A 13,879-nucleotide genomic window follows, 5' to 3' on the forward strand; every position below is an offset into this window, starting at 1 on the left:
CTGTTGTTAGCCTTCGTCTTTTTTGTCGTCAACCAGCGGGCTGGCGTCGTGCTCGGCGTTAATCTCTTCCTGTGACAGCGGAGCAGGTTCTGCATCTGGCGTCACGAAGGTTTCGGTAGAGACCGCCAGCGGCTGGCCCAGTTTGGTGACCGACAGGCTTTCGAGCTGTTCAGCCAGCTTCACTTTGCCCGGCGCAAAAAGGTTGATCACGGTAGAGCCCAGCTTGAAGCGACCCATCTCCTGACCTTTCAGCAGGGCGACAGAGCCTTCCGCTTCACCGGCAGGCCAGGTCCAGCGCTTGATCACGCCTTCACGTGGCGGAGTGATGGTGCCTGCCCAGACGGTTTCGATGCTGCCTACGATGGTGGCACCCACCAGAATCTGCGCCATTGGGCCAAATTCAGTATCAAACAGGCAGATGACGCGTTCGTTACGGGCAAACAGGTTTGGTACGTTTTGCGCGGTCAGATGGTTCACGGAGAACAGATCGCCCGGAACGTAGATCATTTCACGCAGAATACCGTTGCACGGCATGTGCACGCGGTGGTAGTCGCGCGGTGACAGATACGTGGTGGCAAACGTACCGTCACGGAACAGGTCTGCCATCAGGTAGTTACCCGCCAGTAAGGCCTCCAGGCTGTAGTTGTGGCCCTTCGCCTGCAGGATTTTGTCGTCTTCGATGTTACCTAACTGGCTAATCACGCCATCTGCAGGCATCACCAGCACGTTAGGATCGGTATCAACCGGACGAACCTCGTCGCGCAGCGGACGGACGAAAAACTCGTTGAAGGTGCGGTAGCTGGCGGTATCCGGCTTCTGCGCCTCTTTCATGTCGACCTTGTAATATTTTACGAAAAGGTCGATGACCAGTTTGGTCAGCCAGCCTGCTCGTTTGCTTGCGCCCCAGCCCGCCAGGCGAGTGAGCCACAGTTTCGGCAGAATGTATTGAAGCGAAAGTTTAAATGCGTTTAACAAGGTAGCCTCCAGGCCATTGTTTTGTCGTTCCTGATCCGGTGGCAGAGCACCGGAACCTGAAAAAAGGGGACGATTTTAGCGATGCTTAGCTTAGTTGTCAGTTATCAGAATCAGAAAAGTTTTTACGCGTTTTTACTTGATCCATGCTCTCAAGAATACGGTGGTAATTCTCGAAGCGAGTCTCCGCGATTTCACCGTTCTCTACCGCTTCACGGATAGCGCAACCTGGGTCGTTATCGTGTTTACAGTCGCGGTATTTGCAAGCGCCTAAATAATCATGGAATTCGACAAATCCGTTGAAGATTTGTTCCGGCTCGAGATGCCATAAACCGAATTCGCGCACCCCCGGAGAGTCGATCACATCGCCGCCATGTGGGAAGTGATACAGGCGTGATGCGGTGGTCGTGTGCTGGCCCAGACCCGAGACATCAGACACATCGTTGGTGAGGATCTCCTGCTGGAGACCAAGCAGGTTATTCAGCAGGCTCGATTTACCCACGCCGGATTGACCCGCGAAGATGCTGATACGATCGGTGAGCGCCTCTTCCAGCGGTTTCAGGCCATCTTTGGTGTAGCTGGAGACCATCAGAACGCGGTATCCAATCTTGCGATAGATATCCATCTGTTCATTGACGAAAGCCATTCCTTCGTCATCCAGCAGATCGATTTTGTTCAGCACGATAATCGGTTCAACCTGCAGTGTTTCGCAGGCGACGAGGTATCGGTCGATAATATTGAGTGAAAGTTCAGGCAAAATCGCCGAGACGATAACGATTTGGTTAATGTTGGCGGCAATCGGTTTCACGCCGTCGTAGAAATCGGGACGGGTTAACACAGACGTGCGCTCATGGACCGCTTCAACGATACCTTTTACCGTAACACCTTCCGCCGCCTCTTTACCCGGACGCCAGACGACGCGGTCACCGGTCACCAGAGAACGAATGGTCCGGCGGATGTTGCAGCGGTGGATCTCACCATCGGCGGATTCCACGTCGGCATGCATACCGAAACGGCTGATGACTACGCCTTCCGTTGGTTCGCCAAAGAGGTTGTCGTCGTAATCGACCTTCTCCGAAGTGGTTTTAAGACGGCGCTGGTGATTGGCATTCACGCGGCGCTGCTGCCCTTTGGAGAGTTTATTTTTACTCAATCGCGCTGGCTCCTGGTCGCCCGTAAGGGGCAAAACCTCTATGATACACTCTAATTAATACTAGTTAACCTGCTACTGCCGGTTATGCGAGAAGGGTGGAAAATAACATGAGCGCGGATGAAAACAACCTGATTTGGATCGATCTTGAAATGACCGGGCTGGATCCCGAGCGCGATCGCATCATTGAGATTGCAACCCTGGTGACCGATGCCAACCTGAATATTCTGGCGGAAGGACCGACGATTGCTGTTCATCAATCTGATGAACAGCTTGCATTGATGGATGACTGGAACGTGCGTACCCATACCGGCAGCGGTCTGGTGGATCGCGTGAAGGCCAGTACTCAGGGTGACCGTGAGGCGGAGCTGGCGACGCTTGAATTCCTGAAACAGTGGGTTCCGGCAGGCAAATCGCCAATCTGTGGTAATAGCATCGGCCAGGATCGCCGCTTTCTGTTTAAGTACATGCCGGAGCTCGAGTCTTACTTCCACTACCGCTATCTGGATGTGAGCACCCTGAAAGAGCTGGCTCGTCGCTGGAAACCTGAAATCCTGGATGGCTTTAAAAAACAGGGGACGCATCAGGCAATGGACGATATTCGTGAGTCTGTTGCGGAGCTGGCGTATTACCGCGAAAACTTCATTAAGCTGTGATTTTGAGATCCGGCGCCTTGCGTGGCCGGGTTTTTGCCGTTAAATTGTGCAGCTTGCCGATTAAATAAGCATTTGAACTGAATTTCGAAAAAATCGCTTTCAGGGGGGTTGCAGCTAAAAGGATTTCTCGTATAATGCGCCTCCCGTAACGACAGAGAATTACACGTTACGACAGCAACAAAAGCAGTACAGATTTGCGGGAATAGCTCAGTTGGTAGAGCACGACCTTGCCAAGGTCGGGGTCGCGAGTTCGAGTCTCGTTTCCCGCTCCAAAATTTGAAAGTGCTTTTAAAGCATGCACCACCCAAGCGGGAATAGCTCAGTTGGTAGAGCACGACCTTGCCAAGGTCGGGGTCGCGAGTTCGAGTCTCGTTTCCCGCTCCAAAATTTGAAAGTGCTTCCACAGCACGCACCACCCAAGCGGGAATAGCTCAGTTGGTAGAGCACGACCTTGCCAAGGTCGGGGTCGCGAGTTCGAGTCTCGTTTCCCGCTCCAAATTCTTCTTCATCTTTAAAATATCCACAGCGAAAAGAGTCGTTGGGGACGTTTTCTGTTGTCTCTGAAATACTCTTGTGAACAGAGTTATCCACAGAAATTACGTTTAATCGGAATCGGCTAAAAACTTAGCAGGGTGAATAGTATTCGTGTAATTGGCTGTATTATATGAATAAAATTTGATTTCAAAATGTTATTGAGATCACTTGACCTCTTCTCCAGTCCCGATGCTGCTTGAGTTTGTATTTTTATACACAGGCTGTGAATATATTATGCGTCGCGCGTAAGCCCTTTCTCAATCACCCTCACCAGGCGTTGTTTCTTCGGTAATTGCACCTCGACTACGCAGGCATTTCGCTTCTCGATTTGCTGTGCAACCGCCCATTCTATGTGTTCATCGAGAAGTGGGTGCTCACCTCTGCGGCTTTCGAGCGCCTGAATATTGGCTTCATCCCAGGGCGCATTCCCCAGTGCAACGGCAACATTACGTAGCCAGCGCAGATGGCCAATGCGACGAATGGCAGACCCTTCTGTCACTTTCAGGAACCAGGCTTCGCTCCAGGCGAACAGCTCAACGAGTTGCGGTGCGTGCAGAGCTTTACGCGGACTGAAATCTTCTTCATCCGTGAGTTGTGAATAGCGGTTCCATGGGCAGATCAGCTGACAGTCATCGCAGCCGTAGATTCGGTTGCCGATAAGCGGCCGGAACTCCTCAGGGATCGCACCTTCCAGTTCGATAGTGAGGTAGGAGATGCAGCGGCGAGCATCAACAGTATAGGGTTCAACGATCGCGCCGGTGGGGCAGATGGTCATACAGGCCACGCAGCGGCCACAACCTTCCTCTACCGGGCCGTCTACCGGCAGCGGTAAATCAATCAGCAGTTCCCCGAGGAAGAAGAACGATCCGGCGTCGCGGCTAAGGATAAGTGAGTGCTTACCTGTCCAGCCAAGCCCGGCTTTTTCAGCGATCGGGCGCTCAAGAATAGGCGCAGAATCGACAAAGGGTCTAAAATTCAGCGAAACACAGTGCTGCTGAATAGTTTCCCCGAGTTTTTTTAAACGGTTACGCAGAAGTTTATGGTAATCACGTCCAAGGGCGTACCGGCTGACGTAACCCAGCGAGGGGTTTTTTAGCGTGCGCGCAAAAGCCGCGTTGGCGGGCAGGTAGTTCATGCGTACGCTGATGACACGTAATGTGCCCGGCAAAAGCTCGTGCGGACGGGCGCGCATCATGCCATGACGCGCCATCCACTCCATTTCGCCGTGGTATTGTTTGTCCAGCCAGGCTTGTAGTTTCGGCTCGCTGGCGGAGAGGTCGGTATCGGTAATGCCTACCTTCTGGAAGCCAAGCTCAGCACCCCACTGTTTAATTTTTTGCGCTAACTGATTGAGATCGAGGGGCTGTGACATGACGGACCATACAGTGAAGAAAAACCCCGCAAGTATACCACATTCCATCTGGCATGCGGACGACCTCTGGCGCGCCGAAAAAGAGGCAGCAGACAGCCTCGGTATCACCCTATATGAACTCATGCAGCGTGCTGGCGAAGCCGCGTTTAACGTTGCCCACAATGCATACCCGCAATCCAGACACTGGTTGGTTTTGTGCGGGCACGGCAATAACGGCGGTGACGGTTATGTTGTCGCCCGTCTCGCCGTTGCAGCGGGTATCCGCGTCACGTTGCTGGCGCTGGTGAGTGATAAACCGCTGCCGGAGGAGGCCAGCGCGGCCCGAGATGCCTGGCTGAATGCCGGCGGTGTGATTCATGCACCTGATATCCTCTGGCCGGAGGATATGGATCTGATTATTGATGGTCTGCTCGGGACCGGTCTACGCAGTGCGCCGCGTGAGAACATTACCGCGTTGATTACACATGCCAATTGCCATTCCGCGCCGGTGGTGGCGCTGGATATTCCCTCAGGCCTGATAGCACAAACTGGCGCGACGCCGGGGGCAGTGATTCAGGCGGCGCATACGGTAACATTCATCGCCCTGAAGCCGGGTTTACTGACCGGCAAAGCGCGGGGTGTGGTCGGCGTACTGCACCACAATGCGCTGGGTCTGGACAGCTGGTTAGCTGGTCAGGAAACGCACCTTTCGCGCATTGATGCTTCGCAGCTTGCAGAGTGGCTGCCCCCGAGACGTCCCACATCCCATAAAGGCGATCATGGCAAACTGGTGATTGTCGGGGGGGACTACGGTACGGCGGGGGCTATCCGCATGGCGGGTGAAGCGGCATTGCGAAGCGGTGCTGGTCTGGTGCGAGTCCTCACGCGCATCGAGAATATTGCGCCGATCGTTACTGCCAGACCCGAGTTGATGGTGCATGAGCTTACGCTCCCGATGCTCGAGGAAAGCCTCGAGTGGGCAGATGTGGTCGTTATCGGCCCCGGGCTTGGGCAGCAGGCGTGGGGTAAACAGGCCCTGCAAAAGGTCGAGAATTTTCGTAAACCGATGCTGTGGGATGCTGACGCACTGAACCTTCTGGCAATCAACCCGGATAAGCGTCACAATCGCATTCTGACGCCACACCCCGGCGAAGCCGCGCGTCTGCTTAACTGCAGCGTGGCAGAAATTGAAAGCGATCGCTTACTTTCTGCTCAGCGTCTGGTAAAACGTTACGGAGGTGTTGCCGTTTTGAAAGGGGCAGGAACCGTCGTCGCCAGTGACGAGGCGCTGGGCATTATTGATGCCGGAAATGCGGGCATGGCGAGTGGCGGAATGGGTGATGTGCTTTCAGGCATCATTGGCGCATTGCTTGGACAGAAACTTCCCCTTTATGATGCAGCCTGTGCGGGCTGCGTGGCTCATGGTGCAGCGGCAGATCAACTGGCTGCACGTTACGGTACACGCGGTATGCTGGCCACCGATCTTTTTTGCACGCTGCGGCGTGTTGTTAACCCGGATGTGATTGACGTAGAAAATGACTAATCGAGCGATTCCTTTACCTGATGAACAAGCCACTTTAGATCTCGGCAAGCGCGTGGCGCAGGCCTGTCAGGGGGCAACCGTCATTTATCTGTATGGTGATTTAGGTGCGGGTAAAACCACCTTCAGCCGGGGCTTTTTACAGGCGTTAGGGCATAGGGGGAATGTGAAAAGCCCAACCTACACGCTGGTAGAACCGTACACCCTTGAAAATCTCATGGTGTACCACTTCGATTTATACCGCCTTGCGGATCCTGAGGAGCTGGAATTTATGGGGATCCGTGATTATTTTGCCAATGATGCCATTTGCCTGGTGGAGTGGCCGCAACAAGGTGCGGGTGTGTTGCCTGACCCGGATGTCGAAATTCACTTAGATTACCAGGCACAAGGGCGTGAGGCACGCATCAGTGCGGTTTCCTCATCAGGGTGTTCCTTACTGGCTCGTTTAGCCGGTTAAGCTTAGGGATAACGGGATGATTAATCGCGTTAAAAGTTGGTTATTGGCTGCCACCGTGCTGCTGTGCGCGCAGGCCGGGGCGGCTAACCTCTCAGATATTCAGGTATCGAACGGTGAAAGCCAGGCCCGGATCACATTCAGTTTTATGGGTGACCCTGAATACGCTTTTTCACAGCCAGACAGCCACAGCGTGGCGCTGGATATCAAACAAACCGGAGTGATTCAGGGATTACCGCTGCAGTTCAGCGGTAACAATCTGGTGAAGAGCATTCGCTCAGGCACACCACAAGATAGCCAGTCATTGCGCCTGGTGGTTGATCTCACCGAAAAGGGCAAAACGAAGGCGGTCAAGCAACAAAACGGCGCGAACTATACGGTGGTTTTTACCATCAATGCTGATGTACCTCCACCACCGCCTCCGCCAGTGGTGGCAAAACGCGTCGAAGAACCAGTTTACACGCCGCGTCCTTCTGAACCTGCACGTAATCCGTTTAAATCGGACAGCGACCGCATTACCAGCGTCACCAGCAGTAATACCGTCACGCGTCCTGCGGCCAGCACACGGCACGCGGTTAGTGGTGATAAGGTGATTATCGCGATTGATGCAGGGCATGGTGGTCAGGATCCCGGCGCGATTGGTCCTGGTGGCACACGGGAGAAAAACGTCACGATTGCGGTAGCTCGTAAGCTGCGGACGTTGTTAAACGATGATCCGATGTTCAAAGGCGTTCTGACTCGCGACGGCGACTATTTTATCTCTGTAATGGGCCGCTCAGATGTGGCGCGTAAACAAAATGCCAACTTCCTGGTCTCCATTCATGCGGATGCAGCGCCAAACCGTAGCGCGACTGGCGCATCGGTATGGGTGCTTTCGAACCGCAGGGCGAACAGCGAAATGGCAAACTGGCTGGAAGAGCACGAGAAACAGTCTGAACTGTTAGGCGGTGCGGGTGATGTGCTGGCAAACAGCCAGTCAGATCCATATCTCAGCCAGGCAGTGCTGGATTTACAGTTCGGTCATTCCCAGCGCGTCGGTTATGATGTCGCCACTAACGTATTGAATCAGTTGCAGGGCATCGGAGCATTGCATAAGCGTCGTCCGGAGCATGCGAGCCTGGGGGTTCTGCGTTCGCCGGATATTCCATCCATTCTGGTGGAGACAGGCTTTATCAGCAATAACAGTGAAGAGCGTCTGCTGGGCAGCGACAGCTACCAGCAGCAACTTGCCGAAGCCATTTATAACGGTTTGCGTAAATATTTTGAGGCGCATCCTCTGCAGTCCGCGCCACAGGGCGGGGCAGCTCAGACGGCCAGTGCCGCGCAGCCTGGCGAGATAACTGCGACCAACTAAGGAGAATTCATGCCGATTCAGGTTCTACCGCCGCAGCTTGCGAACCAAATCGCCGCCGGTGAGGTGGTAGAACGCCCTGCGTCGGTGGTGAAGGAGCTGGTGGAAAACAGCCTCGATGCGGGCGCGACCCGCATTGATATTGATATTGAACGCGGTGGCGCGAAGCTAATCCGCATTCGTGATAACGGCTGTGGTATCAAAAAAGACGAGCTGGCGTTAGCGCTGGCTCGTCACGCTACCAGTAAAATTGCTTCTCTGGATGATCTGGAAGCCATCATAAGCCTCGGTTTTCGCGGTGAAGCGCTGGCCAGTATCAGCTCGGTTTCCCGTTTGACGCTGACCTCCCGCACGGCTGACCAGGCAGAAGCCTGGCAGGCCTATGCTGAAGGGCGCGATATGGATGTGACGGTCAAACCTGCGGCGCATCCTGTCGGTACGACGCTGGAAGTCCTGGATCTGTTCTACAACACTCCCGCCCGACGCAAGTTCATGCGTACCGAAAAAACCGAGTTCGGCCATATCGACGAAATCATCCGTCGTATCGCGCTGGCCCGTTTCGATGTCACCATTAACCTCAGTCATAATGGCAAAGTGATGCGCCAGTACAGAGCGGTGGCCGAAGGCGGGCAGAAAGAGCGTCGACTGGGAACTATCTGTGGAACACCGTTTCTGGAACAGGCGCTGGCCATTGAGTGGCAGCATGGCGATCTGGCTTTACGCGGCTGGGTGGCTGACCCAAACGCCAGCAGCGCGGCGTTCGCGGAGATCCAGTATTGCTACGTGAATGGCCGCATGATGCGGGACCGTCTCATTAATCACGCCATTCGTCAGGCCTGCGAAGATAAGCTCGGAGCCGACCAGCAACCTGCTTTTGTGCTTTATCTGGAGATCGACCCGCATCAGGTCGACGTGAACGTCCATCCAGCCAAGCATGAAGTAAGGTTCCACCAGTCACGACTGGTACACGATTTTATCTATCAGGGCGTGCTGAGCGTATTGCAACAGCAGGTTGAACCGGTGTTGCCACTGGAAAATGAAGAGCCTGCCCCACGTTCGTTCCCGGAAAACCGTGTTGCTGCGGGCCGGAACCATTTTGCGGAACCCGCTGCGGTACGTGAGCCGGAAGCGCCGCGTTTCTCCTCTGCAGGGAGCGCTCCGCGCCCAACGGGAGCAAACTACCCGAACGCCCAGCCTGGCTATCAAAAGCAGCAGGGGGCGTTGTATCGCAAACTGCTGGAAACCCCAGCCGCGGAGCGCAAAGAACACATCCCGGTAGCGTCGTCTTCCCTGGACGCTCATAGCCAGAGCTTTGGCCGGGTGTTGACGATTGTCGTACCGGATATGGCACTGCTTGAGCGTGACGGCAAATTGATGCTTCTGGCATTGCCGGTAGCCGAACGCTGGCTCAAACAGGTGCAGCTCACTCCGGGAGAAAATTCGGCCTGCGCGCAGCCGCTGCTGATCCCGGTTCGTCTGAAAATATCCGCTGAAGAAACAAGGGTATTGCAACGTGCAGAGGCCCAACTGGCGCAGATGGGCATTGAAATTGTGCTCGAACCACAACATGTGACAATTCGTGCAGTGCCTTTACCCTTACGCCAACAAAATTTACAAAACTTGATTCCTGAACTGATAGGCTACCTGGCGCAGCAAACATCCTTTGATGCCGCCAACACCGCGCAGTGGATCGCCCGTCATCTGGCAAGCGAACACACGCCGTGGAGTATGGCGCAGGCCATTAGCGTGCTGGCAGAGGTTGAACGTCTTTGTCCGCAACTGGTGAAATCGCCGCCAGGGGGTCTATTACAACCTGTTGATTTACAAACGGCGATGAACGCCCTGAAACATGATTGACGTAAGCAAGGCGAGCCTGCCTAAGGCGATTTTTTTGATGGGTCCAACGGCCTCCGGCAAAACGGCACTGGCCATTGAGTTGCGTAAAGTTTTGCCCGTAGAGTTGATTAGCGTTGATTCCGCCCTCATCTATCGGGGGATGGACATCGGCACGGCGAAGCCTGACGCAGAAGAGTTGCGTGCGGCACCGCACCGTTTGCTGGATATTCTCGACCCTGCTCAGGCTTACTCCGCAGCGGATTTCCGCCGGGATGCCTTAGCTGAGATGGCCGAGATAACAGCGGCGGGACGTATACCGCTATTGGTTGGCGGAACCATGCTCTATTTCAAGGCGTTGCTGGAGGGGCTATCACCACTGCCATCAGCGGATCCTGAGGTAAGAGCGAAAATTGAGCAGCAGGCGGCAGAGCAGGGCTGGGACGTTTTGCACAAGCAACTGGCAGAGATTGATCCGGTTGCTGCAGCACGGATCCATCCAAATGATCCGCAAAGGCTTTCCCGGGCACTGGAAGTTTTTTTCATTTCGGGTAAAACTTTAACGGAACTGACGCAAACGTCAGGAGAGGCTCTGCCGTATCAGGTGCATCAGTTCGCCATCGCCCCGGCGAGCCGTGAACTGCTCCATCAGCGAATTGAGCAGCGTTTTCATCAGATGTTAGCTTCAGATTTTGAAGCAGAAGTGCGGGCGCTATTTGCCCGTGGAGATTTGCATACGGATATGCCTTCCATTCGTTGTGTGGGATACCGCCAGATGTGGTCGTATCTTGAAGGTGAGATTTCATACGATGAAATGGTTTATCGAGGTGTTTGCGCCACGAGACAGTTAGCGAAGCGCCAGATCACCTGGTTGCGCGGTTGGGAGGGGGTTCACTGGTTAGACAGTGAAAAACCGCAACAGGCGTTAAACGAAGTGATTGAGGTTGTTGGTGATATCGCTCACTGAATGTGTACAATTGAGACGTATCGTGCGCAATTTTTCAGAATCGCAAGGTTCTAAGTACAAAACAAGCATATAAGGAAAAGATAGAATGGCTAAGGGGCAATCTTTACAAGATCCGTTCCTGAACGCATTGCGTCGGGAACGTGTTCCAGTTTCTATTTATTTGGTGAATGGTATTAAGCTGCAAGGTCAGATTGAGTCTTTCGATCAGTTCGTGATCCTGTTGAAAAACACGGTCAGTCAGATGGTCTACAAGCACGCGATTTCTACTGTTGTTCCGTCTCGTCCGGTATCTCATCACAGCAATAACGCTGGCGGCGGCACTGGCAGTAACTACCATCACGGCAGCAACGCGCAGGGTTCTTCAACGCCAGCGCAGGACAGCGACGAGACCGAATAAGGTCTCTGCTGTTATCCACACGGGGAGCCAGGGATCCTGCGTTCCCCGCTGATCTTTTTAGAGAGGTTTACGCTTGTTTGACCGTTATGATGCCGGTGAGCAGGCGGTGCTGGTACACATCTATTTTTCGCAAGACAAAGATATGGAAGACCTCCAGGAGTTTGAATCTCTGGTCTCTTCCGCCGGTGTCGAAGCAATGCAGGTGATTACCGGTAGCCGTAAAGCGCCGCACCCAAAGTATTTTGTTGGTGAAGGTAAAGCAGTTGAAATTGCGGATGCCGTAAAAGCAACTGGCGCTTCAGTTGTGTTGTTTGATCATGCGCTGTCTCCGGCCCAGGAACGTAACCTGGAAGCGCTTTGCGAATGCCGTGTTATCGATCGCACGGGTTTGATTTTAGACATTTTTGCTCAGCGTGCGCGTACCCATGAAGGTAAGTTGCAGGTTGAGCTGGCGCAGTTGCGCCATCTGGCAACGCGGCTTGTGCGTGGCTGGACCCACCTTGAGAGACAGAAAGGCGGGATTGGTTTACGCGGTCCGGGGGAAACCCAGCTCGAAACCGACCGTCGTTTGCTGCGTGGCCGTATTACCCAGATCCTCTCACGTCTGGAACGCGTTGAGAAACAGCGTGAGCAAGGTCGTCGTGCACGCTCAAAAGCCGACATCCCAACGGTGTCGCTGGTGGGGTATACCAACGCCGGTAAATCCACCCTGTTTAACCAGATTACTGAGGCACAGGTTTATGCCGCAGACCAGTTGTTTGCGACCCTGGACCCAACGTTACGTCGTATTGACGTCGCCGATGTGGGTGAAACAGTGCTGGCGGATACCGTAGGGTTTATCCGCCATTTGCCTCACGACCTGGTGGCGGCGTTTAAAGCTACCCTGCAGGAGACGCGACAGGCGACCCTGCTGGTGCACGTGATTGACGCGGCGGATGTTCGTGTGCAGGAGAACATCGACGCGGTAAACGTGGTGCTCGAAGAGATCGACGCCCACGAGATCCCAACGCTGTTGGTAATGAACAAGATCGATATGCTGGAGGATTTCGAGCCGCGTATTGATCGAGATGAAGAGAACAAACCGATTCGGGTCTGGCTTTCTGCCCAGTCCGGTATTGGTGTGCCACTGCTTTTCCAGGCTTTGACAGAACGTCTTTCCGGTGAGGTAGCTCAGCACACGCTGCGATTGCCGCCACAGGAAGGCAGGCTGCGCAGCCGGTTTTATCAGCTTCAGGCGATAGAAAAAGAGTGGATGGAGGATGACGGCAGCGTGGGGATGCAGGTGCGTATGCCGATCGTTGACTGGCGTCGCCTCTGTAAACAAGAACCTGCGCTGGTCGACTATATCGTCTGATCAGAAAGGGGATGCCTGAATAATTCGCCCTTGCATAACAAATATGGAGCATATACATGGCGTGGAATCAGCCCGGTAACAACGGACAAGACCGCGACCCGTGGGGAAGCAGCAATAATCAAGGCGGCAACTCTGGGGGAAATGGCAACAAAGGTGGTCGCGAGCAGGGGCCGCCGGATCTGGATGATATCTTCCGCAAGCTGAGCAAAAAGCTTGGTGGCCTTGGCGGAGGTAAAGGTTCTGGCTCGGGTGGAAATTCTACCCAGGGGCCGCGCCCGCAAATGGGTGGCCGCGTGGTGGGCATTGTTGCCGCTGCGGCGGTGATCATCTGGGCTGCCACCGGGTTCTACACCATTAAAGAAGCGGAACGCGGTGTCGTCACCCGTTTCGGTAAGTTCAGTCATCTGGTGGAGCCAGGTCTTAACTGGAAACCGACCTTCATTGACGACGTTACCGCGGTAAACGTGGAATCCGTCCGTGAACTGGCGGCGTCTGGTGTGATGCTGACCTCTGATGAGAACGTGGTGCGCGTTGAGATGAACGTGCAGTACCGCGTAACCGATCCTGAACGTTATCTGTTTAGCGTGACCAGCGCCGATGACAGTCTGCGCCAGGCGACTGATAGCGCCCTGCGTGGTGTTATCGGTAAATACACCATGGATCGTATCCTGACCGAAGGTCGTACCGTTATTCGTAGCGATACCCAGCGTGAGCTGGAAGAGACCATTCGCCCGTACAACATGGGTATTACCCTGCTGGACGTCAACTTCCAGGCTGCTCGTCCGCCGGAAGAGGTGAAAGCGGCGTTTGATGACGCGATTGCTGCCCGTGAAAACGAACAGCAGTACATCCGTGAAGCGGAAGCGTATACCAACGAAGTGCAGCCACGTGCTAACGGCCAGGCGCAGCGTATTCTTGAAGAAGCTCGCGCATATAAAACCCAGACCATCCTGGAAGCACAGGGTGAAGTGGCGCGTTTCGCGAAAATTCTGCCGGAATATAAAGCGGCTCCGGAAATTACCCGTGAACGTCTCTATATCGAGACCATGGAAAAAGTGCTGAGCCACACGCGTAAAGTACTGGTTAACGACAACAAAGGCGGAAACCTGATGGTACTGCCACTGGACCAGATGCTGAAAGGCGGTTCGGCTCCGGCGGCGAAAGCTGACACCAGCGGTTCCAATAACCTGCTGCGTCTGCCACCTGCGTCGTCCAGTAGCTCAAGCGCAACAACCACGCCTTCTTCGAACGATGGTGACATCATGGACCAACGCCGTGCTAACGCGCAGCGTAACGACTACCAGCGTCAGGGGGAATAAG

The 13,879-nt window shown here is 54.4% G+C and carries 12 protein-coding genes and 3 tRNA genes; 12 read left to right on the forward strand and 3 right to left on the reverse strand.

Annotated features, from left to right (window positions below; translation table 11 throughout):
* Positions 1-6: 6 nt before the first annotated feature.
* Together asd and rsgA are read right to left on the reverse strand one after the other, a co-directional pair.
* A complete protein-coding gene (asd, locus tag JGF26_RS16950; RefSeq protein ID WP_134708439.1) occupies positions 7-975 on the reverse strand; it encodes an archaetidylserine decarboxylase in 969 nt (322 codons plus the stop codon).
* A gap of 97 nt (positions 976-1,072) precedes the next feature.
* Complete coding sequence (gene rsgA / locus JGF26_RS16955; protein WP_032666746.1) at positions 1,073-2,125, reverse strand: small ribosomal subunit biogenesis GTPase RsgA; 1,053 nt, start codon at positions 2,123-2,125, stop codon at positions 1,073-1,075.
* Positions 2,126-2,232: 107 nt separating this feature from the next.
* On the opposite strand from rsgA, the gene orn reads away from it, so the two are divergent.
* The 4 genes from orn to JGF26_RS16975 all read left to right on the forward strand — a co-directional run bounded on the left by orn (position 2,233) and on the right by JGF26_RS16975 (position 3,274).
* Positions 2,233-2,778, forward strand: a complete 546-nt coding sequence (orn, locus tag JGF26_RS16960) for an oligoribonuclease (protein ID WP_028016433.1) — start codon at positions 2,233-2,235, stop codon at positions 2,776-2,778.
* A 196-nt stretch (positions 2,779-2,974) separates the two neighbouring features.
* Positions 2,975-3,050 (forward strand) — tRNA-Gly (locus JGF26_RS16965).
* Positions 3,051-3,086: 36 nt separating this feature from the next.
* Positions 3,087-3,162: transfer RNA gene (locus JGF26_RS16970), tRNA-Gly, on the forward strand.
* A 36-nt stretch (positions 3,163-3,198) separates the two neighbouring features.
* A tRNA-Gly gene (locus JGF26_RS16975) sits at positions 3,199-3,274 on the forward strand.
* Between the two features lie 270 nt (positions 3,275-3,544).
* On the opposite strand, the gene queG is transcribed toward JGF26_RS16975, so the two are convergent.
* A complete protein-coding gene (queG, locus tag JGF26_RS16980) occupies positions 3,545-4,684 on the reverse strand; it encodes a tRNA epoxyqueuosine(34) reductase QueG (protein ID WP_028016434.1) in 1,140 nt (379 codons plus the stop codon).
* Between queG and nnr the strand changes: the two genes are divergently transcribed.
* From nnr to hflK, 8 genes are all read left to right on the forward strand, one after another.
* On the forward strand, positions 4,683-6,206 hold the full coding sequence (nnr, locus tag JGF26_RS16985; protein ID WP_134708440.1) for a bifunctional ADP-dependent NAD(P)H-hydrate dehydratase/NAD(P)H-hydrate epimerase: 1,524 nt from the start codon (positions 4,683-4,685) through the stop codon (positions 6,204-6,206). The genes queG and nnr overlap by 2 nt on opposite strands.
* Complete coding sequence (gene tsaE, locus JGF26_RS16990; protein ID WP_128348298.1) at positions 6,199-6,660, forward strand: tRNA (adenosine(37)-N6)-threonylcarbamoyltransferase complex ATPase subunit type 1 TsaE; 462 nt, start codon at positions 6,199-6,201, stop codon at positions 6,658-6,660. Before nnr ends, tsaE begins: the two co-directional genes overlap by 8 nt.
* Before the next feature lie 16 nt (positions 6,661-6,676).
* Complete coding sequence (amiB, locus tag JGF26_RS16995) at positions 6,677-8,011, forward strand: N-acetylmuramoyl-L-alanine amidase AmiB (protein ID WP_128348297.1); 1,335 nt, start codon at positions 6,677-6,679, stop codon at positions 8,009-8,011.
* A 9-nt stretch (positions 8,012-8,020) separates the two neighbouring features.
* Positions 8,021-9,865, forward strand: a complete 1,845-nt coding sequence (mutL, locus tag JGF26_RS17000; protein ID WP_028016438.1) for a DNA mismatch repair endonuclease MutL — start codon at positions 8,021-8,023, stop codon at positions 9,863-9,865.
* Positions 9,858-10,808, forward strand: a complete 951-nt coding sequence (miaA, locus tag JGF26_RS17005) for a tRNA (adenosine(37)-N6)-dimethylallyltransferase MiaA (RefSeq protein WP_049005159.1) — start codon at positions 9,858-9,860, stop codon at positions 10,806-10,808. Before mutL ends, miaA begins: the two co-directional genes overlap by 8 nt.
* A gap of 85 nt (positions 10,809-10,893) precedes the next feature.
* The gene (hfq, locus tag JGF26_RS17010) at positions 10,894-11,205 is read left to right on the forward strand and encodes an RNA chaperone Hfq (protein WP_008502919.1); all 312 of its coding nucleotides are present in this window, start codon (positions 10,894-10,896) and stop codon (positions 11,203-11,205) included.
* Positions 11,206-11,278: 73 nt separating this feature from the next.
* Complete coding sequence (hflX, locus tag JGF26_RS17015) at positions 11,279-12,559, forward strand: ribosome rescue GTPase HflX (protein WP_028016440.1); 1,281 nt, start codon at positions 11,279-11,281, stop codon at positions 12,557-12,559.
* 56 nt (positions 12,560-12,615) lie between these two features.
* The gene (gene hflK / locus JGF26_RS17020; protein WP_028016441.1) at positions 12,616-13,878 is read left to right on the forward strand and encodes an FtsH protease activity modulator HflK; all 1,263 of its coding nucleotides are present in this window, start codon (positions 12,616-12,618) and stop codon (positions 13,876-13,878) included.
* The last annotated feature ends 1 nt before the right edge of the window (position 13,879 follow it).

The organism is Enterobacter sp. E1 (genome assembly GCF_016809815.1).
GTDB classification, from domain to species: Bacteria; Pseudomonadota; Gammaproteobacteria; order Enterobacterales; family Enterobacteriaceae; genus Enterobacter; species Enterobacter adelaidei.